An 18,853-nucleotide genomic window follows, 5' to 3' on the forward strand; every position below is an offset into this window, starting at 1 on the left:
GTTCCCACTCTGCACGGACATTCCCCGGCCACGAGGGTGGTGGCCATGGCGATCGACACACAGACAACGACCGACGGGCCGCACACGGCGGCCCCCGAGCACCACCGGCTCTCGGGCCGGGCCCGACTGGTTCTCTTCGTCCTCTGCGCCGCCCAGTTCATGGTGGCGCTCGACTTCTCCGTACTGAACGTGGCCCTGCCGGTGCTCGGCGAGGACCTGGGCCTGAGCCGGTCCGCCCTGCAGTGGGCCATCACCGCCTTCGCCCTGCCGTCGGGTGGCTTCCTGCTCCTCTTCGGCCGGATCGCCGACCTGTACGGCCGTAGGAAGCTGTTCCTCACCGGGCTCGCGCTGTTCGGCGCGGCCTCGCTGCTCGCGACCCTCGCCTGGGATCCGGCCTCCTTCCTGACCGGGCGCGCCCTGCAGGGTCTGGGCGCGGCGGTCATCGTGCCCACCGGCATGTCCCTGCTGACGACGACCTTCCCCGAGGGTCCGCTGCGGGACAGGGCGCTCGGCATCTCCGGCACCCTGCTGTCCCTCGGCTTCACCGTCGGCATGGTGCTCGGCGGTGTCATGACCGACACCCTGGGCTGGCGTTCCACGATGGGGCTGCTCACGGTGGCCGCGGTGATCGTGCTGGTCATGGCGCCGGGGCTGTTGCCGGAGTCGCGCACCACGGAGCGGCCGCGGCTGGATGTGCCCGGGGCCGTCACCGTCACCGGCGGTCTGCTCGCGCTGATCTACGCCCTGTCGACGGCGGCCCGGCGCGGCTTCGGTGACCTGGACGTCCGGAGCACGCTGGTGCTCGGGCTGGTCCTGCTCGCCGCGTTCGTGGTGGTGGAGTCGAAGTCCCCGGCTCCGCTGGTCTCGTTGCCGATGCTGAAGCGGCGCACGGTCGCCTGGGGCAATGTCGGCGGCCTGGTGACGTTCTCGATGATGTCGACGGTCGTGTTCGTGCTGACGCTCTACCTCCAGGAGACGCTGGAGCTGTCGTCCTTCCGGACGGGCCTGGTCTTCGGCGTCCAGGGCCTCGCCTCCGTCGTCGCCGGTTCGTACGCGCCGAAGGTGATCGGCCGCTTCGGCGCCCGCCGCACGCTGGTCGGCTCGCTGCTCGGCCAGGGTGTGCTCGGCGCCGCGCTGCTCGGCGTGGGCCCGCAGTCGGGCGCCCTGCTCGCGACCGTGGCGGTCTCGCTGGCCAGCATGTGCCACCTCGGCGCGATCATCTCGTACGGGCTCGTGGTGACGAGCGGTGTGCCGGACGAGCAGCAGGGCCTGGCGACCGGTCTGGTCACCACGACCCAGCAGGTCGGCATCACGATCGGCATCCCGATGCTGGGTGTCCTGGCCACCACGCAGGCCTCGCTCTTCGACGGGGTGCGGACGGTCCTGGCGGTCGACGCGGTGATCGTCATCGCCGCGGCGGTGCTGGTGGGCCTGGGTCTGGGTGGCCGCAGGAAGGCCTGACGCAGGCCCGCCGTCCTCCCCCACGAGGGAGGACGGCGGGTTTCCCGCGAAGAGGAGCAGCAGGTGGGGCGGAGGCGGCGGATCGCCCCTGCCGAGCTCCGTGCGGGCCGCGCCCGTGAGCAGCGAGGCGCTCCGGCGCCGACCCGCTCGCCTCGGCGTCGGGGCCGGCCGTCCGTCACTCGCCGGTGCTCCTCATGCCGGTGTCCGCGCGCCCGGCCCCTCACCGGACGCCAGGCGGGCAAGGGTCTTGGCGTACACCGTGGTGGCCGCGGCCACCACGATGCACGCACCCCGGCCCGAGTGTCCGACGCCCTTCCCGGGGCCGGTCCGCGGACGCTCGGGGACCGTCGCCCGGGCGCCTCGGCTCACGCGCGCGCGGCGGGGTCCTGGGCCTGGTCCTTGAGGTCCTCCGGGGACTCCGGGGACTGCCGACGGGACGGCACCGCGGCCAGGATCCGTGGCGGCGGGGTACGGCGGCTGCCGACCCACGCGGCCACGGGTTCGGTGTAGCGGGCGGTCAGCGGGCCGATCACCACGAGGATGAGCACGTAGGCGGTGGCCAGCGGCCCGAGGGCCGGTTCGATGCCGGCGGTGACGGCGAGACCGGCGATGACGATGGAGAACTCGCCGCGTGCGACGAGCGTGCCCCCGGCCCGCCAGCGGCCCTTGACCCCGACCCCGGCACGCTTCGCGGCCCAGTACCCGGTGGCGATCTTCGTGCCCGAGGTGACCACGGCGAGCGCGAGCGCCGGCAGCAGGACGGGCGGAATGCTCGCCGGGTCGGTGTGCAGGCCGAAGAAGACGAAGAACACCGCGGCGAACAGGTCCCGGAGCGGGCTGAGCAGCGTGTGCGTGCCCTCGGCCACCTCACCGGACAGGGCGATGCCGACCAGGAACGCGCCGACCGCGGCGGACACCTGCAACTGCTGGGCGACGCCCGCGACGAGCAGGGTCAGACCGAGGACCACGAGGAGGAGCTTCTCGGGGTCGTCGCTGGAGACGAAGCGGGAGATGTGGCGCCCGTAGCGGACCGCGACGAAGAGGACCAGACCGGCGACGCCGAGCGCGATCGCCAGGGTGATGCTGCCCGCGGCGAGGCCGACCCCGGCCAGCAGGGCCGTGATGATCGGCAGGTAGACGGCCATGGCCAGGTCTTCGAGGACCAGGATGGACAGGATGACGGGGGTTTCGCGGTTGCCGACGCGGCCGAGGTCGCCCATCACCTTGGCGATGACGCCGGAGGAGGAGATCCAGGTGACGCCCGCCAGGACCACGGCGGCCACCGGCCCCCAGCCCATCAACAGCGCGGCGACCGCGCCCGGCACGGCGTTGAGGGTGAAGTCGACCAGACCGGCCGGGTACTGGGTCTTGAGGTTGGAGACCAGGTCCGAGGCGGTGTACTCCAGGCCGAGCATCAGCAGCAGGAGGATGACGCCGATCTCGGCGCCGATCGCGACGAATTCCTCACTGGCGCCCATGGGCAGGAGCCCGCCGGTACCGAAGGCCAGGCCGGCCAGCAGGTACAGGGGTATCGGGGAGAAGTGGAAGCGGCCGGCGAGCCTGCCCAGCAGTCCCAGGCCCAGGATGATCGCACCGAACTCGATCAGGAAGAGAGCGGAATGCACAGGCGATCACTCCCGTCCGAGTATGGAGGCGGCGGCGTCGACGCCCTCGCGGGTGCCGATCACGATGAGCGTGTCCCCACCGGCGAGGCGGAAGTCCGGCGCGGGCGAGGGCCGGGCCTCCGCGCGGCGCAGCACGGCCACGATCGAGACCCCGGTCTCGGTCCGCATCCGCGTCTCGCCCAGCACCCGGCCGTTCCAGTAGGAGTGCCCCGACAGTTCGATCCGCTCGGCCACCAACCCGAGGTCGGTGGTGTGCAGGAGGTTCGGGCTGTGGTGGGCCGGCATCAGCGCGTCGATGAGCGAGGTGGTCTCGGCGGCGGTGAGACGCAGCGACTGCCCGCAGGCGTCGGGGTCGTCGGCCCGGTAGAGGTTCACCGTGCGGGCGCCGTCGCGGTGCGCGATCACCGAAAGGTGGCGGTGCTCGCGGGTGGTGAGGTCGTACTGGACCCCGATGCCGGGCAGTGGTGTGGTGCTCATCCGTGGAGCAGGCACAGCTGTCCCCCCTCTTGTTCGTTCCGTACGTGATGCCGCTGCGGCGGACGCTCGATCTCGGGCAGGACAGGGCCGCCGGCGGGGCCCATCGTGCCACCTTTCGCCGGTCCGAAATATGGGTGTCGGCACGGATGGACAGCGGTCTTCCACCGGGGCCAGGATGGGGCGGGGAAGTAGGTTCCGCCGCAGTTCACAGCCCCTCGTACGGGCCTGGACAAGATCCCCCGCAGCGCCCGTCGGCGTCGGACACTCCGGCCTGTCGGCGGCCTCTTCGCGGTAGGTGACCGGCGTGTCCCGCCGGTCTCACCACCAGCGGGCGGGGTAGCGCTCCTGTCCGCGCACCACGCGGGAGGCGAGGTGTTGGACCAGGACGAGGATCGCTGCCGCCCCTGCCAGGAGCGGGACGAAGTGGGCGGCTCGGGGGGTCTGCAGGATCACGATGACCGCGGTCGCGCAGGCCGGGGCGTGCGGGACCCGCAGCAGGCCGGTCGCGGCGAAGGTCACGGCCCCCACCGCGGCGGCCGTCCACGGGCCGCCCTGCCCGAGGGCGAGCGCCGCGTACCCGGTCGCGGCGCCGACGTGGTGGCCGAGCAGCACGCTGCGGGGCTGGGCCGCCGGTGTGGCGGGGGCGGCGTGCAGGACCGCGGCGCTGGCGGCCGGCGACGGGATCAGAACCGGCTCATGGATCGCCGCGCCCAGGGCCGCCAGGCTGAGCAGGGCCGGCATGACGGTGCCCAGGCCTCCTATCGTGCCCGCGGCCGCCCGCCACCCGGGCCGATCCACCACCGCCACATCGTCATCGGTCCGCTCCCGAGAGGTGATCGGGGAATCGACGCTCAAGAAAACTCCTGCAACACGGGCCCTCGGCCGGACGGAGGCTGGTGCGGCAGCCACCTCCAACCTGACAACCACGCCCCGGCCCGGATCGGTGGGGATCACCCGGCACCGACGGGGCAACGCGGTGCGGGGCCGACCTCTTGGCCGGCCCCGCACCGCTCGCGAGCGGGATTCAGTCGAAGGAAGGGATGATGTGGGCGCCGTAGGCGTCGATGGTCGCTTCCCGGGCGTCGTGCATGTTGTAGAGGGCGAACTGGTCGACACCGAGATCGCGCAGGGCGCGGAGCTTCTCGATGTGGGCCTCGACCGGGCCCAGGAGGCAGAAGCGGTCGACGATCTCGTCGGGGACGAAGTCGGTGGACGGGTTCCCGGCCCGGCCGTGGTGGCTGTAGTCGTAGCCCTGCCGGGCCTTGATGTACTCGGTCAGCTCGTCCGGGACCATCGAGGAGTGCTCCCCGTAGCGGCCGACCAGGTCGGCGACGTGGTTGCCGACCATTCCGCCGAACCAGCGGCACTGGTCCCGGGCGTGTGCGAGGTCCTCGCTCACGTACGCGGGGGCGGCCACGCAGATGGTGATCTCCGCCGGGTCGCGGCCGGCCGCGACGGCGGCTTCGCGCACCGACTTGACCATCCACTCGGTGAGGTAGAGGTCGGCGAGCTGGAGGATGAACCCGTCGGCCTTCTGCCCGGTGAGAGCGAGCGCCTTCGGCCCGTACGCGGCCATCCAGACGGGCAGTTTCCCGTCCTTGATCCACGGAAGTCGCAGCGGCTTGCCGTCGACCTCGGCCTCGCGGCCCTCCGCCAGGTCGCGGATGACGTCGATGGCCTCGCCCAGCCGGGCCAGGGTGTTGGGGGCCCGGCCGGCGACCCGCATCGCCGAGTCCCCGCGGCCGATACCGCAGACGGTGCGGTTGCCGTACATGTCGTTGAGGGTGGCGAAGGTGGAGGCGGTGACCTCCCAGGTGCGGGTGCCCGGGTTGGTGACCATGGGGCCGATGTGCAGCTTCTGCGTGTTGGCCAGGATCTGGCTGTAGATGACGAACGGCTCCTGCCAGAGGACCGCCGAGTCGAAGGTCCAGCCGTAGCGGAAGCCGTTGCGCTCTGCGCGCTTCATGAGGCTGATGACCTGGGAGGCGGGCGGGTCGGTCTGCAGGACGAGGCCGAAGTCCATGGGGCGGCTCCTTGAGCTTTACAGGTACTGGCAGGTGGAGCGGGGGACGAACGCCCCGTGGCCGGCCCGGCCGGTGAATTCGCGCTGGTCGATGACGAGTTCGCCGCGCGAGAGCACGGTGTCGACGCGTCCGGTGATCCGCCTGCCCTCGTACGCCGAGTAGTCCACGTTCATGTGGTGCGTCTCGGCGGAGATGACCTGCTCGGCGTGCGGATCGTAGAGGACGATGTCGGCGTCGGAGCCCGGCGCGATGGTGCCCTTCTGCGGGTAGAGGCCGAACATCCGGGCCGGGGTCGCGCACGCGATCTCGATCCAGCGTCGGCGGCTGATGTGTCCGTCCAGGACGGCCTGGTGGAGGAGGTCCATCCGGTTCTCCACCCCCGGCAGTCCGTTGGGGATCTTCGAGAAGTCCCCGCGGCCGAGCTCCTTCTGGCCCCGGAAGCAGAAGGGGCAGTGGTCGGTGGAGACCACCTGGAGGTCGTTGGTCCGCAGGCCCCGCCACAGTGCCGCCTGGTGTTCCCTCGGCCGCAGGGGGGTGGAGCAGACGTACTTGGCGCCCTGGAAGTCGGGCTCCTCCAGGTTGTCGGTGGACAGGAACAGGTACTGCGGACAGGTCTCACCGAAGACCGGCAGGCCCTTGTCGCGGGCGGCGGCCAGTTCGGCGACCGCCTCCTGCGCCGAGACGTGGACCACGTAGAGCGGGGCGCCCGCGACCCGTGCCAGCTGGATGGCGCGGTGCGTGGCCTCGGCCTCCAGCAGGACCTTGCGGACCTCGCCGTGGTGGCGGGGGTCGGTCTCCCCGCGGGCGAGGGCCTGTTCGACGAGGACGTCGATCGCGATGCCGTTCTCGGCGTGCATCATGATCAGCCCGCCGTTGGCGGCGCCGCGCTGCATGGCGCGCAGGATCTGCCCGTCGTCGCTGTAGAAGACGCCGGGGTAGGCCATGAACAGCTTGAAGGAGGTGACGCCCTCGCCGACGAGGTGGTCCATCTCCTTGAGGGTTCTCTCGTTGACGTCCGAGAGGATCATGTGGAAGGCGTAGTCGACGGCGCAGTTGCCGTCCGCCTTGGCGTACCAGGTGTCGAGCCCCTCGCGCAGGGAGTGGCCCACGCTCTGGACGGCGAAGTCGACGATCGTGGTGGTGCCGCCCCAGGCGGCGGCTCTGGTGCCGGTCTCGAAGGTGTCGGAGGCCGAGGTGCCTCCGAAGGGAAGTTCCATGTGGGTGTGCGCGTCGACCCCGCCGGGGATGACGTACTTCCCCGTCGCGTCGATCGTACGGTCGGCCGTCCAGGCCTCGGCCGCCGCCGAGCCGTGGGTGGCCAGCGCCGCCACGCGGCCGTCCTCGATCAGGACGTCCGCGTGCAGTTCGTCGGAGGCGGTGACGACGAGGCCGCCGCGGATCAGGGTGCGGATGCTCATGTGATCCCCCTACTGGATGCTGCGCAATGCCTGTTCGAGGATCTCGGAGCCCTCTTCCGCCTCGGCGACGGTGAGGGAGAGCGGCGGCGCGATACGCAGCACGCTGGTGTTGTACCCGCCTCCCTTGCCGAGCAGCAGGCCGCCTTCGCGGGCTGCCTCCAGGACGGCGGCGGCCGCGTCCGGGTCGGCCTCGTCGGTGCCCGGCCTGGTGAGTTCGAGACCGGCCATCAGCCCCCGGCCGCGGACCTCCCGTACGGCGGGCACGGTGGCCGCGATGGCGCGCAGCCGCTCCAGGAGCAGTCCGCCGACGCGGCGGGCGTTGCCCTGGAGGTCGTGCTCCAGCAGGTACGCGAGGTTGGCGACGCCGGCCGCCATGGTGACCGGGGAGCCGCCGAAGGTGGAGATGGAGTTGGAGTCCAGGCAATTCATCACCTCGGCGCGGGCCACGACCCCGCCGATGGACATGCCGTTGCCGATGCCCTTGGCGAAGGTGAGGATGTCCGGCGGGCCGTTCTGGGCGTGGGCCTGCCAGCCCCAGAAGTTGTCGCCGGTGCGGCCCCAGCCGGTCTGCACCTCGTCGCTGATCCACAGGATGCCGTGGCGGTCCAGCACCTCGCGGAAGGCTCCGTAGAGGCCGTCGGGCGGGGAGGTGAAGCCGCCGACGCCCTGGATCGGTTCGGCGATGAGCGCGGCCACTCCCCCGCGGGCCTGGCCGAGCACGTCCTCCAGATCGGCGACGGCCGCCGCGGTGAAGGCGGCGTCGTCCAGGTGGGCGAGGGGGCCGCGGGTACGGACGGCGCCCTGGACGTAGTACGTCTGCAGCGGGGAAAGGCTGGTCGGGGACCAGCCGCGGTTGCCGGTGATCGAGACGGTGGAGAAGGACCGGCCGTGGTAGCTGTTGCGCATCGCCAGGATCTGGTTGGAGCGGCGGTACGTGGTCGCGAGCAGCAGGGCGGTGTCGTTGGCCTCGGTGCCGGAGGTGGTGAAGAAGACCCGGGCGTCGGGGATGCCGGAGAGGGCGGCGACCCGCTCGGCCAGCTCGATCATCGGGCGGTTGAGGTACAGGGTGGAGGAATGGATGATCCGCCCGGCCTGCTCGGACACGGCCTTGGTGACCTCGGGCAGGGCGTGGGCGGTCATCGTGGTGAGGATGCCGCCGAAGAAGTCGAGGTAGCGGTTGCCGTCGGCGTCCCAGACGTGGCGGCCCTCGCCGTGGGTGAGCTCGATGGGGTGCTTGTAGTAGAGGGCGAGCCAGTCGGGCAGGACGGTGCGGTGGCGGCTGTGGAGCGGGGTCGGGTTGGTCACGGCTGTACGAGCCCTCCGTAGGCGTCGGGGCGGCGGTCGCGGTAGAAGGCCCACTGGTCGCGGACCTCCTTGATCAGGTCGAAGTCGAGGTCGCGGACGACGAGTTCCTCGTCCTTGTCGCTGGCGACCTCCCCGACGAACTGGCCGCGCGGGTCGACGAAGTAGCTGGTGCCGTAGAAGTCGTTGTCGCCGTACTCCTCCTGGCCGACACGGTTGATCGCGGCGATGAAGTACTCGTTGGCGACGGCCGACGCCGGCTGCTCCAGCTGCCACAGGTACGCGGACAGGCCTCGGGAGGTGGCGGAGGGGTTGTAGACCAGTTGGGCTCCGGCGAGGCCCAGTTGCCGCCATCCCTCGGGGAAGTGGCGGTCGTAGCAGATGTAGACGCCGATCTTGCCGACGGCGGTGTCGAAGACGGGCCAGCCGAGGTTGCCCGGACGGAAGTAGTACTTCTCCCAGAAGCCTTTGACCTGGGGGATGTGGTGCTTGCGGTACTTGCCCAGGTAGCTGCCGTCGGCGTCGATGACGGCGGCGGTGTTGTAGTAGAAGCCCTCGCTCTCCAGCTCGAAGACCGGTACGACGATCACCATGCCGGTCTCGCGGGCGAGGTCCTGCATTCGGCGTACGGTCGGGCCGTCGGGGACGGCCTCGGCCCACGCGTAGTGCTCGGGCTCCTGGACCTGGCAGAAGTAGGGGGCGTTGAAGACCTCTTGGAAGCCGATGATCTGCGCGCCTTCGGCGGCTGCCCGGCGGGCGTACTCCTCGTGTTTGGCGATCATCGAATCGGTGTCTCCGGTCCAGGTGGCCTGGACCAGCGCGGCGCGGACGACTTGGGCCATGAGCTGCTCCTCGCGACGGGAACGCCGAGTTCTACGCACGTAGACGGTATGCGTAGGGAGTAGAACGTAGGCCTCGTCACAGCGTGGGGCAAGAGCGCCGTGCGCGGTTGGAGTAGTCGATCACGTTACGTCGCCCCGCGGTCGAATGCGGTCAGGAGACGGGCGGATCAGTACCCCTACGCTCCTGCGATGCCCGCCACCCGGAGCGCGTGGAGCAGGTCGCGGTGCCGGGATCCGGGCAGCGCCCGGGCCGCCCGGAGCAGCCTCGGGGCGAACCACCGCGGGTCGTGCCGGGCCAGGCCCGCCGCCTCCTCGGCGGTGCGCACCCGGACGAAGGCGCCGAGCAGGGCGTCGGCCTCTCGGACCCGGCCGGCGCCGTCGAGGGCGAGTGCCGCGTCCGCGACCTCGGCGGCCGGGCGGGCGACGCCCTGGCGCAGCAGGGCGTCGCAGTCGGCCTCCCGGCCGGCGGCGCCGAGGGCGGCCGCGGCCGCCGCGAGCCGTTCGGGCGGGAGGGAGGCCGCCTCCCACAGCAGGGTCGCCCAGTCGGCCGTGAGCCCGGCCCGGGTCAGCTCGGCGGCCAGCGCGGGCAGTTGCTCGGCGGGCCGGGCCGCGGCCTCGCACAGCAGGGCGTGCGCCTCACCGCTGCGGCCCTGGGCGCGCAGGGCGAGCAGGGCGGCGGCGACGGCTCCGGGGGCGGGGGCGGGGGCGGGGGCGGGGGGGGGGGCGGGGGCGGGGGCGGATCCGGGGGCGCCCGTCGTGGGACCGGCCCGGTGCTCGGGGCGCGGGGCGGGATGGGGCGCGGGGTGGGATGGAGGCTGGGGCGCGGGCTCGGCGCCGGGAGCCACGGGTTCGGGGGCGTCCGGGACGCCGAAGCGGGCTCCGCGCGGCGCGGGGAGCGCGGCGCCGGCACCGGAACCCGGTGCGCCGTCCCCGCCGGGGTGCCCCGGCGGCGGGGTGAACGCCGGGATGGAGGCCGCCGCCGAGCCCGCGTACCGGGCGCCTCCGGCGCGCCGCGTACCGCGCAGCCACCGCCCCTCGGCCCGGCCCACCGGCGCCTCGACGCGGGCGGGGGGTTCATCGGCGGCGGAGGTTTCCGGCCCGGGTCGTGGCGCGGCGCCCGGGTCGTGGCGCGGGACGGCACTCGGTTCGGGACGTGGCCCGGCGCCCGGTTCGGGGCCCGGCCCGGCGCCCGGTTCGGGGCGGGCCTCCCGCTGCCTGGGCACCCCGGGCAGCCACTGGGCGGTCTCCGGCCGTGTCGGCCACAGCCCTTCGGGGCCCGCCCGCAGGGCCCGAAGGCGGGCCGCCAGGTCCTCGTGACGGGCCGCGGCGCGGGCCACGTCGTCCTGGGCCCAGGAGAGTTCCCGGGTGAGGGTGTCCGTCTCGGTCCGATCGGCGGCCCGGCCGAGCCGTACCGTCAGGCTCCGCAGGGCCGTCTGCGAGGCGGCCCGTTGCGCCGCGGCCTTCGCGAGCAGGCTCCGCAGCTCACCCTCGCCGCCCGGCAGCCGGTCCCACACGGTGACGGCCGCCGCCCGCAGCTGGGCCGCGTATACGGTCTCCCGCGCCGCGAACTCCGCGCCGCGGGCCCCGGCCAGGTCCCGCAGCAGCGATTCCACCACGTCCCACGGAGGGATCGCCGACCCGTCGAGACAGGCCCTCATGCCGTCCGGATCCCGGCGCACGAACTCCCCGTACCAGCCTGCCCCGGGATCCAACCTCTGCGTCAATCCCCTTAAGTATCCAGAGAGTTGACTGATCGCCAGCGAAGTCGCGGTCTCCATGACCGCATTGGACCCCACCCGTGTTACGGGCGGGCTACGGGAGTCTCAAAGCTTGACGGCGATCGCGGTGTGCGGACGCTTGCCGCGGCGCGCCAGGGCCGCGGGCACATCCACCAACCAGAACTGCCAGGTGTACTTGCGCGACATCAGCTTCCGCACCCGCCGCAGCCCCGTCTCGTCGAGCAGTCGGGCCTCGCCCTCCCGCACCTGCGCCCCTTCCTCGACGCGCCCGCGCATGTCGCACGCGGTGACGGTGACCCGTCCGTTGTTGCGGATCCGCTTGACCTTCCACGAATCGCTGCGCGTCCACACGTACAGCTCACCCGCGTCGGCCACCGCCCACACCGGCGTCGCCACGGGCGTGCCGTCCTTGCGGAAGGTGGTGAGACTGACGTACCGCGCCCTGCCGAGCTCCTCGAGATCCATGCCCGCACCCTAGTGCCGTGACCGGCAGGGTTTGCCGGGTCGCGACGCCCGGCACGGCCCTGAGGCCTGTCCGACAGTGGATTGAGCCCTTGTTGCCGCGTGGATGGGCGTGGTCGGCCGTGGCGTGATCCACCGGCAGGTGGTCAATGGTGTGCTGTGGCGGTTGCCGACCGGGGCTCCGTGGCGTGACCTGTCCGAGTGGTACGGGCCGTGGCAGTCCGACTGCTCGTACGCACCGGTCGACACCCCCCAGGGCGCGCCGTGCACGCCCCGGACGGCAGTGTGTCAGCTCGGGCGCTCGTAGTTGGTCAGGACGCAACCCTCGACCTGGGCCTTCTCCAGCCGGTAGCCGGCCGGCGCGGTGAAGCCGGTCTCGCAGTTCAGATAGAGGAACTGGAGCTGGTACAGCCCGCGGCGGACGTTCGCGTTGTTGGTCTCCACGGCGATGTTCGTGCCGACCAGCAGTTTGCTCGCAGTGGCCTTGAGGCGCCCGTCGTCCTTCAGGTCGGCCAGCTGCGCCGCCTTGGCCTTGGTTTGGAGGGTCTTCATGTCGGAGACCGTGTCCAGCCAGTTCAGGTTGTGCGCGCGCTGCTCGCCGCCGAGCTCGCCGCAGACGGCCCGTTGCGTGACGCCCCAGGCGCTCGGAGGGCCGTCGACGACCGGCATGTAGTCGATCGACTGTATGTGCTCGTCGGTGACGGTCATCTTCGTGCAGTCGACGGTGTGCGGGCTGACGAGCTTCTTCAGCTCGGCGATGCTGCCGGCGCTCGGCAGGCCCGGGCTGCCGGTGGACGGCTGGCCCGGCTTCGCGGCTCCCTCGGTGGAGGGGTCGCGGACCGCCCCGCGGTGGGGGCTGCCCTGGCCGTCGGGACTGTTGACGTAGTCGGTGAGGAAACAGCCCTCGACCAGGGCCTTCTCCTTCTTGAACCCCTCCGGGACGAAAATGTCGGGGTTGCAGCTCAGGATGCGCAGGTCGGAGTTGGGCGGGTCGACCAGGGACACGGCGGTGGCGGTCTTGAGCGCGGTCAGGGCGAAGTTCTTGCCCACGACCGTGCGGCTGGCGAGGTCGGTGTCGCCCCGGCCCTCGGCGAGCAGCTTCGCGGCGTGGTCCTTGGCGGCCTGCTGGAAGGCCTTCATGTCCGGCGTCAGGAAGAGGACGATCTCGCCCCGCGCCTTCTTGTCCGTGCAGACACCGCGCTCCGTGATGCCCCAGTCCCCGGCGCCGATGAACCCGCTCAGCGGCACCCGGCTGTCGTTCGGGTCGGTGCTGAGGTTCTCGCAGGACGTGTACTGCTGTACGTGGGCCTGCGCCCCGGCCAGCGTGGCGGGCGCGGGGCCGGCGGCCGGCGGGGAGGCCTGGCCGGAGGCCGTGGCGGCCGCGGCGGGGCTCTGGGCCGGCGTGCCGTTCTTCTTGGGGTCCTCGCAGGCGGTGGCGAGGGTGGTGAGCGCGGCGAGGGCCGCGGTCGCGGCGGATATCCGCTGGAGGCGCATGGGTGTCTTCCGTCGGCTGGGTACGGCACGGGGGGCATGCCCATGCTAAGGCCACCTGTCGGGAAATTGATCTTGTGCCGGGTCGAGGTGAGTTGACGGAGCGGTACGGGCCGTGGCAGACCGTCCATGAGCAGTTTGCCCGCTGGGAGGCGGACGGCACGTGGGCAAGGCTGTTGGAGCATGTGCAGGTCCGCGACGACACGGAGGGCCGGGTGGAGTGGAGCGTCGCCGTCGACTCCACGATCAACCGTGCTCACCAGCACGCCGCCGGCGCACGCAAAAGCGGGCTGCGGACGGGGACGAACCGGAAGACCCGGTCGGCCGGCAGACGCGCCAGGCCCTCGGCCGGTCCCGAGGCGGGCCGACCACCGAGGTCCACCTCGCTGTCGACGGCCGGGGACCGCCGCCGGGCAACGTCAACGACGCCACCGCATTCGGTCAGGTCCTCGACGGGATCCGCGTTCCGCGAGCCGACACCGGCCGCCCACACACGAACCCGCCCCGAGTCCTGGGCGACAAGGCCTACTCCAGCCGAGCGATCCGGCATCTGCTGCGACGTCGGGGCGTCACCGACCACAGCAGGGCGTGGGTGTAGGCGGCGATCGCGTCCTGTCGCTCGTCGAGGAAGGACTGCGGGCCGCTGTTGGAGGGGTAGGGCACCACGGCGGCCGGGAGCGGGGTGTGGTCGAGCGAGGCGTGGCGGCTGGTCAGAAGTGACCGGTACGCCGAGAGCCAGGGTTCCTTGCCGGCCGCGACCGTCTACTTCGCCTGCCGGAGCCCGTCGTGGCCGACGACGACGCCCGGGTGGTGGAAGACCACGTCGCCGGCGTGGCGATCTTCGGGGACGGCGCAGGCCGCGAGCAGCAGGCCGCCCGCGAGGAGGGCGCCGACGACTGCGAATCCGACTCGCTTGGATGCGTTCATGGCTGACACGCCTTCACGCTTCCCCCGAGCCGAACCTCCCACCACGGATTGGTCCGACTGGCCCGCGGGCCCGCCCGAACGGCAGGCCCTGGGCCGGAAGAGACGGCCTAGGCGGGGACGACGGCGCAGCGGCGCAGCAGGTCGTCCAGGGAGAGGCCGAGGGCTGCGGCGAGGGCGGCGACCGTGAAGAAGGCGGGGGTGGGTGCCCGGCCGGTCTCGATCTTGCGCAGGGTCTCGGCGGAGAGCCCGGCGCCGGCCGCGATCTCGACCATGCTCCGGTTGCCTCGGGCTTCGCGCAGCAGGACGCCGAGCCGCTCGCCGCGCTCGCGCTCTTCGGGGGTCAGGGGGGTACGGACCATGGCTTCATCCTACCCCGCACACCAATAACTATCCCGTTATTTTTATACCGGTATAGTTATTGGCATGGTGAAACTGAAAACGGCCCGAGAGATCGACGAGATGCGTGCCGCCGGCCGGGTGGTCGCCCGCGCCCTGGCCGCCGTACGGGAGGCGGCCGACGTGGGCGTGTCCCTGCTGGACCTGGACCGGGTGGCCCGCGAGGTGCTCCGCGAGGCCGGCGCCACGTCGCCCTTCCTGGGCTACCGGCCGCAGTTCGCGCCGGTGCCCTTCCCCGCCGTGGTGTGCGTCTCGGTGAACGACGCGATCGTCCACGGCATCCCCGACGACTACCGGCTGCGGGGCGGCGACCTGGTCAGCGTCGACTGCGGGGCGCAGCTCGGCGGCTGGGCCGGGGACGCGGCGGTCAGCTTCACCGTGGGCCCGGCCCGCCCCGAGGACCGCCGGCTGATCGAGACGTCGGAGGCGGCCCTCGCCGCCGGGATCGCCGCCGCCGTGCCCGGCAACCGGATCGGCGACATCGCCCACGCGATCGGCTCGACCTGCCGGGCCGCCGGGTACGGGGTACCCGACGGCTTCGGCGGCCACGGCATCGGCCGCAGCATGCACGAGGACCCGGGCGTGCCCAACGAGGGCCCGCCGGGACGCGGGACGAAGCTGCGTCCCGGCCTGGTCCTCGCCATCGAGCCGATGGTGATCGCGGGCGGTACGGACGACTACGCCTGCGACGCGGACGGCTGGACCCTGCGCACCGTCGACGGCAGCCGCGCCGCCCACTCGGAGCACACGGTCGCGATCACCACCGACGGTCCGCGGATCCTCACCGTCCTCTAGGCGGCCGTGGCGCTACGGCCTCCCGTGCGGGTGGACCACCATCGCCGAGCCGCCGCCCCGGCGGCTGGTCTCGGCCGCCGCCAACCAGCGGCCGTCCGGCAGCCGCTGCACGCCGGTCGCGGCGCCGATCTCCGGGTTCTGCCGGAAGCCCTGGCCGATCGCCTCCAACTCCGCGCGCAGCGGGCTGTTCCACAGGCCCGGCTCCAGCTCGGTGGTGGTCTGGTTGCGCTGGCTGGCCCGCGGCGCGGCGATCGCGTCGACCAGGGGCAGCCCGCGGTCCAGGTGGCCGATCAGGGTCTGCAGCACGGTGGTGATGATGGTGGCGCCGCCCGGGGAGCCCACCGCGAGCACCGGCCGGCCGTCCTCCAGCACGATCGTCGGGGACATGGAGGAGCGCGGCCGCTTGCCGGGGCCGGGCAGGTTCGGGTCCGGGACCCCGGGGGCGGCCGGGGCGAAGGAGAAGTCGGTCAGCTCGTTGTTCAGCAGGAAGCCGCGGCCCGGGACGGTGATCGCGCTGCCGCCGGTGGACTCGATGGTCAGGGTGTAGGAGACCACGTTGCCCCAGCGGTCGGCGGCCGTCAGGTGGGTGGTGTTCTCCCCTTCGTACGTGGTCGGGGCGGCCTGGCCGGAGCCGCCGCACGGCGCCGGGTGGCGCGGGTCACCGGGGGCGAGCGGGCTGGTCAGCGTACGGTCGGGCGCGATCAGGCAGCCGCGCGAATCGGCGAACCGCTGCGAGAGCAGTTCGCGCGTCGGCACGTCCACCGCCGCCGGGTCGCCGACCCAGCGGCCCCGGTCGGCGAAGGAGATCCGCGAGGCCTCGATGAAGCGGTGCAGGTACTGCGTCTCGGACAGCTTCGAGAGGTCGGTCCGCTCCAGGATGTTCAGCGCCTCGCCGACGGTGGTGCCGCCCGAGGAGGAGGGCGCCATGCTGTAGACGTCGAGCCCCCGGTAGCTCACCCGGGTCGGGTCCTGCCGCTCGGTCGCGTACGCGCGCAGGTCGGCGGTGGTCAGGTCGCCGGGGCGGACCTTGCGGGTGGCCGCCGGGTCCACCGGGGGTGTGCGCACGGCCCGGACGATGTCCTCGGCGAGGGGTCCGCGGTAGAGGGCGCCGGTCCCCTTGCGGCCGAGTTCGGCGTAGGTGGCGGCCAGGTCCGGGTTCTTGAAGGTGGAGCCGACCACCGGCAGGGCGCCGCCCGGCAGGAAGAGCTTCGCGGTGGCCGGGAAGTCCTTGAAGCGGTCCTGGTTGAGCTCGGTCTGGGCCCGGAAGGTGCTGTCCACCGTGAAGCCGTCCCGGGCCAGTTTCTCGGCCGGCTTCAGCAGCTTGTCCAGCGGGCGGGTGCCCCAGGCCTGAAGGGCGCTCCTCCAGGTGGCGGGGGTGCCGGGGACGCCGACACCGCGGCCGCTGGTCTGGCCCTCCGCGAAGGGGATGGGCTGCCCGTCCTCCTGGAACAGCGTCTCGGTGGCCGTGGCGGGGGCGGTCTCGCGGCCGTCGATGGTGTGCACCCGGCGCGAGCGGGCGTCGTAGTAGACGAAGTAGCCGCCTCCGCCGATGCCCGCCGAGTACGGCTCGGTCACCCCGAGCGCGGCGGCGGTGGCGACGGCCGCGTCCACGGCGTTGCCGCCGGAACGCAGGACGGCGATGCCCACGGCGGAGGCGTCGGCGTCGACGCTGGCGACGGCCCCGCCGTAGCCGACGGCGACCGGCACCTTGGCCGGTGGGGTGGTCGTGGTGGGCGGGGCGGCGGCCCCGGTGGAGACGAGCGCCCCGGCGAGGGCCACGAGCGCTAACTGACGTGCGGCGGGAGCACGCATCAGGTTCCTCCGGTCGACGGCATGTCAGGTCTGGTCGGCGCAGCGTAACTTCACCGAACCCCCCGCGTCAGGAGCACCGCCCTGCCGCTACCATCCGCCGCATGAACGACGACGTGCGCAACATCGTGCTCGGGGTGATAGCCACCGCCGTCAGCGGCGGGTTCGGCTGGTTCTCCCGGACCTACCTCTCGCGGCGCGCACTCCGCCGCAAGCAGGCCTTCTTCGGGCTGCCGACCGGCTCCGACTGTCTGTTCGTGGTCAACCGGCAGATGGGCGGCAAGGAATCGTCGGTGCACCGCAGCGACGCGTTCGCCCTGTTGGAGATCTCCGCACTGATCAAGGACTGCGGGGCGAACGTCCAGATCGTCACGCACGACGAGGCCCGCCAGGGCTTCGGTGAACGGGCCGAGTTCTGTGTCGGCGGCCCCGCCTCCAACGCCCGCACCACCGCGCACCTGACCTCCATGCTCCCGGGGGTGCAGGTCGACGTCGGTCTCGCGTCGGGTCATCCCGATCGCGGCGCCATCCGCATCGGCGAGGAGAGGTACCGCTGGGAGAAGGGGATGGTCGAGTACGTGCTGCTGGCCCGGCTGACGACCCGGCACGGCTCCCGGCCGGTGTTCCTGCTCTCCGGGCAGACGGCCAACAGCAACCAGGCCGGCGCCCGTCATCTGGCCAAGCACCATGAGCGGCTGGCCCGCAAGTACGGCCGGGAGTCGTTCTGCCTCCTGTTGAAGGTCATCAACTCCGATGCCTATGGACCGGACGTGACGGAGCTGGTGGCGGACGTCACCGGGCCGGCCCGGACACCCGTAGCGGCAGCCTCGTGATCCCGTTGATGAAGTTGGAGACCAGCCGGCGCGGCGGTCCAGCCGGTTCGGGGGCGGGCATGGCCGCGCACCACTCCTCGTAGAGGGTGCGCAGCTGGAGCCGGGCGAAGTGGGCGCCGAGGCAGACGTGCGGGCCGTCCCCGAAGGAGACGTGCGGGTTGGGTGTCCGGGCCAGGTCCAGGCGACCGGGATCGGCGAAGACGCGCTCGTCGTGGTTGGCGGAGGCGTGGAAGACCACCACCTTGTCCCCGGCGCGGATCCGCTGCCCGGCCAGTTCGGTGTCGACGGCGGCCGTGCGGCGGAAGCTGAGCACCGGCGGGTGGACGCGTAGGAGTTCGTCGACGGCCCGGTCGAAGGGGACGGATCCCCGCGCGAGCCGGCGGTAGGCGTCCGGGGCCTGGGCCAGGGCGAGCAGGCCACCGGGGGCGGCGCTGCGTACGGTGTCGTTGCCCGCGACGGTGAGCAGGAAGAAGAACATCTCCAGTTCGGCCGGGTCGAGCCCGGCCTCGGCGAGGGCGGTCATCACGTCGTCGCCGGGGTGTCGGCGCTTGTGGTCGGCGAGTTCGCGGGCGTACGCGAACATCTCGCCGAGCAGGGCCGGGGAGCGCGGGTTGAGCGGTGTGCCGTCCGGGCCGAGGAGCGGGGCCGGGGCGTCGTCGGGGTCCTGGTACCCGATGATCCGTACGGTCCACTCCAGCAGCAGGGCCCGGTCGGTGGCCGGGACACCCAGCAGGTCGGTGAGGTTCAGCAGCGCGTACTCGTCGGTGACGGCGCCTACGAGGTCGACGGCGCCGTCCTCGGCGTCCCGGCGGGCGGCGGCGAGCAGGGCGCGGGCCCGCTCGCGTACCCGCCCGGCGAAGGCGTCGACGCGGGCGGGGGTGAAGGCGCGGGACACCAGCCGTCGCAGCCGGCCGTGCTCGGGCGGGTCCTGGTTGAGCATGGTGCGGCGCAGGAAGGGCAGGTCGGCCGGGTCGGGGTCGCGGATCTGGGTGGCGCCCAGCCAGGAGGAGTACGTCCGGTGGTCGCGCAGGACCCGGACGACGTCGGCGTGCCGGGTGACGGCCCAGAAGCCGGGGCCGGCGGGCCAGCCCTGGATCTCCGGCTCCGCCTGCCAGGCCACGGGGTGCCGTTCGCGCAGCAGCCGGTAGCGCTCGTGCGGGATGCCGGAGGCGTAGATGCGGGGGTCGAAGACGTCGGGGACGTCCGCGGCGTGGTCCATGGGGCCACCGTGGCGGGTGTGCGGCCCCGACCG

At 72.6% G+C, this 18,853-nt stretch carries 18 protein-coding genes and 2 pseudogenes; 5 read left to right on the forward strand and 15 right to left on the reverse strand.

From position 1 onward, the window contains the following. The first annotated feature begins 45 nt into the window (after positions 1–45). Positions 46–1,461, forward strand: coding sequence for an MFS transporter (locus BCL76_RS01970; protein WP_109777485.1), 1,416 nt, complete (start codon positions 46–48; stop codon positions 1,459–1,461). Positions 1,462–1,826: 365 nt separating this feature from the next. On the opposite strand, the gene BCL76_RS01975 is transcribed toward BCL76_RS01970, so the two are convergent. The 9 genes from BCL76_RS01975 to BCL76_RS02015 all read right to left on the reverse strand — a co-directional run bounded on the left by BCL76_RS01975 (position 1,827) and on the right by BCL76_RS02015 (position 11,353). Continuing rightward, positions 1,827–3,086: a cation:proton antiporter gene (locus BCL76_RS01975; protein WP_109777486.1), complete on the reverse strand. Its 1,260-nt coding sequence runs from the start codon at positions 3,084–3,086 to the stop codon at positions 1,827–1,829. A gap of 6 nt (positions 3,087–3,092) precedes the next feature. Beyond that, positions 3,093–3,563 (reverse strand): cation:proton antiporter regulatory subunit, encoded by a 471-nt coding sequence (locus BCL76_RS01980; RefSeq protein WP_109777487.1) that lies wholly within the window; start codon positions 3,561–3,563, stop codon positions 3,093–3,095. Between the two features lie 318 nt (positions 3,564–3,881). Continuing rightward, positions 3,882–4,418 carry an HPP family protein gene (locus BCL76_RS01985; RefSeq protein ID WP_109777488.1) on the reverse strand — a complete coding sequence of 179 codons (537 nt, stop codon included), beginning with the start codon at positions 4,416–4,418 and terminating at the stop codon, positions 3,882–3,884. Positions 4,419–4,587: 169 nt separating this feature from the next. Then, complete coding sequence (locus tag BCL76_RS01990) at positions 4,588–5,586, reverse strand: TIGR03842 family LLM class F420-dependent oxidoreductase (RefSeq protein ID WP_109777489.1); 999 nt, start codon at positions 5,584–5,586, stop codon at positions 4,588–4,590. An 18-nt stretch (positions 5,587–5,604) separates the two neighbouring features. Further along, positions 5,605–7,005 (reverse strand): dihydropyrimidinase, encoded by a 1,401-nt coding sequence (hydA, locus tag BCL76_RS01995; protein ID WP_109777490.1) that lies wholly within the window; start codon positions 7,003–7,005, stop codon positions 5,605–5,607. Between the two features lie 9 nt (positions 7,006–7,014). After that, positions 7,015–8,310, reverse strand: a complete 1,296-nt coding sequence (locus BCL76_RS02000) for an aspartate aminotransferase family protein (protein ID WP_109777491.1) — start codon at positions 8,308–8,310, stop codon at positions 7,015–7,017. Then, positions 8,307–9,149, reverse strand: coding sequence for a nitrilase-related carbon-nitrogen hydrolase (locus BCL76_RS02005; RefSeq protein WP_109777492.1), 843 nt, complete (start codon positions 9,147–9,149; stop codon positions 8,307–8,309). The genes BCL76_RS02000 and BCL76_RS02005 overlap by 4 nt, the downstream gene beginning before the upstream one ends. Positions 9,150–9,325: 176 nt before the next feature. Beyond that, the gene (locus BCL76_RS38405; protein ID WP_146228293.1) at positions 9,326–10,873 is read right to left on the reverse strand and encodes a hypothetical protein; all 1,548 of its coding nucleotides are present in this window, start codon (positions 10,871–10,873) and stop codon (positions 9,326–9,328) included. A gap of 99 nt (positions 10,874–10,972) precedes the next feature. Then, positions 10,973–11,353 (reverse strand): PPOX class F420-dependent oxidoreductase, encoded by a 381-nt coding sequence (locus tag BCL76_RS02015; protein ID WP_109777494.1) that lies wholly within the window; start codon positions 11,351–11,353, stop codon positions 10,973–10,975. Positions 11,354–11,412: 59 nt separating this feature from the next. Here BCL76_RS02015 and BCL76_RS02020 point away from each other — a divergent pair. Then, positions 11,413–11,573: pseudogene (locus tag BCL76_RS02020) on the forward strand (transposase); the annotation flags it as partial. Between the two features lie 65 nt (positions 11,574–11,638). Here the strand turns inward: BCL76_RS02020 and BCL76_RS02025 are convergent. Beyond that, positions 11,639–12,844: a hypothetical protein gene (locus BCL76_RS02025; RefSeq protein WP_109777495.1), complete on the reverse strand. Its 1,206-nt coding sequence runs from the start codon at positions 12,842–12,844 to the stop codon at positions 11,639–11,641. A gap of 89 nt (positions 12,845–12,933) precedes the next feature. Here BCL76_RS02025 and BCL76_RS02030 point away from each other — a divergent pair. After that, positions 12,934–13,412 (forward strand): annotated as a pseudogene (locus BCL76_RS02030) (IS5 family transposase); the annotation flags it as partial. On the opposite strand, the gene BCL76_RS38745 reads toward BCL76_RS02030, so the two are convergent. The 3 genes from BCL76_RS38745 to BCL76_RS02035 form a co-directional block, all read right to left on the reverse strand. Next, positions 13,367–13,507 (reverse strand): hypothetical protein, encoded by a 141-nt coding sequence (locus BCL76_RS38745; protein WP_181382440.1) that lies wholly within the window; start codon positions 13,505–13,507, stop codon positions 13,367–13,369. The pseudogene BCL76_RS02030 and the gene BCL76_RS38745 overlap by 46 nt on opposite strands. 96 nt (positions 13,508–13,603) lie before the next feature. Beyond that, complete coding sequence (locus tag BCL76_RS38750) at positions 13,604–13,768, reverse strand: hypothetical protein (RefSeq protein WP_181382401.1); 165 nt, start codon at positions 13,766–13,768, stop codon at positions 13,604–13,606. Between the two features lie 107 nt (positions 13,769–13,875). Beyond that, positions 13,876–14,127 (reverse strand): helix-turn-helix domain-containing protein, encoded by a 252-nt coding sequence (locus BCL76_RS02035; RefSeq protein WP_030770039.1) that lies wholly within the window; start codon positions 14,125–14,127, stop codon positions 13,876–13,878. A gap of 64 nt (positions 14,128–14,191) precedes the next feature. On the opposite strand from BCL76_RS02035, the gene map reads away from it, so the two are divergent. Continuing rightward, the gene (gene map, locus BCL76_RS02040) at positions 14,192–14,959 is read left to right on the forward strand and encodes a type I methionyl aminopeptidase (protein WP_109777496.1); all 768 of its coding nucleotides are present in this window, start codon (positions 14,192–14,194) and stop codon (positions 14,957–14,959) included. A gap of 12 nt (positions 14,960–14,971) precedes the next feature. Here the strand turns inward: map and ggt are convergent, their stop codons facing one another. Continuing rightward, the gene (gene ggt, locus BCL76_RS02045; RefSeq protein ID WP_109777497.1) at positions 14,972–16,771 is read right to left on the reverse strand and encodes a gamma-glutamyltransferase; all 1,800 of its coding nucleotides are present in this window, start codon (positions 16,769–16,771) and stop codon (positions 14,972–14,974) included. Positions 16,772–16,872: 101 nt separating this feature from the next. On the opposite strand from ggt, the gene BCL76_RS02050 reads away from it, so the two are divergent. Next, positions 16,873–17,601, forward strand: a complete 729-nt coding sequence (locus BCL76_RS02050; protein ID WP_109777498.1) for a hypothetical protein — start codon at positions 16,873–16,875, stop codon at positions 17,599–17,601. On the opposite strand, the gene BCL76_RS02055 is transcribed toward BCL76_RS02050, so the two are convergent. Next, the gene (locus BCL76_RS02055; RefSeq protein ID WP_109777499.1) at positions 17,561–18,820 is read right to left on the reverse strand and encodes a cytochrome P450; all 1,260 of its coding nucleotides are present in this window, start codon (positions 18,818–18,820) and stop codon (positions 17,561–17,563) included. The genes BCL76_RS02050 and BCL76_RS02055 overlap by 41 nt on opposite strands. Positions 18,821–18,853: the final 33 nt, after the last annotated feature.

This window comes from Streptomyces sp. CG 926, assembly GCF_003148825.1.
Taxonomy (GTDB): Bacteria; Actinomycetota; Actinomycetes; order Streptomycetales; family Streptomycetaceae; genus Streptomyces.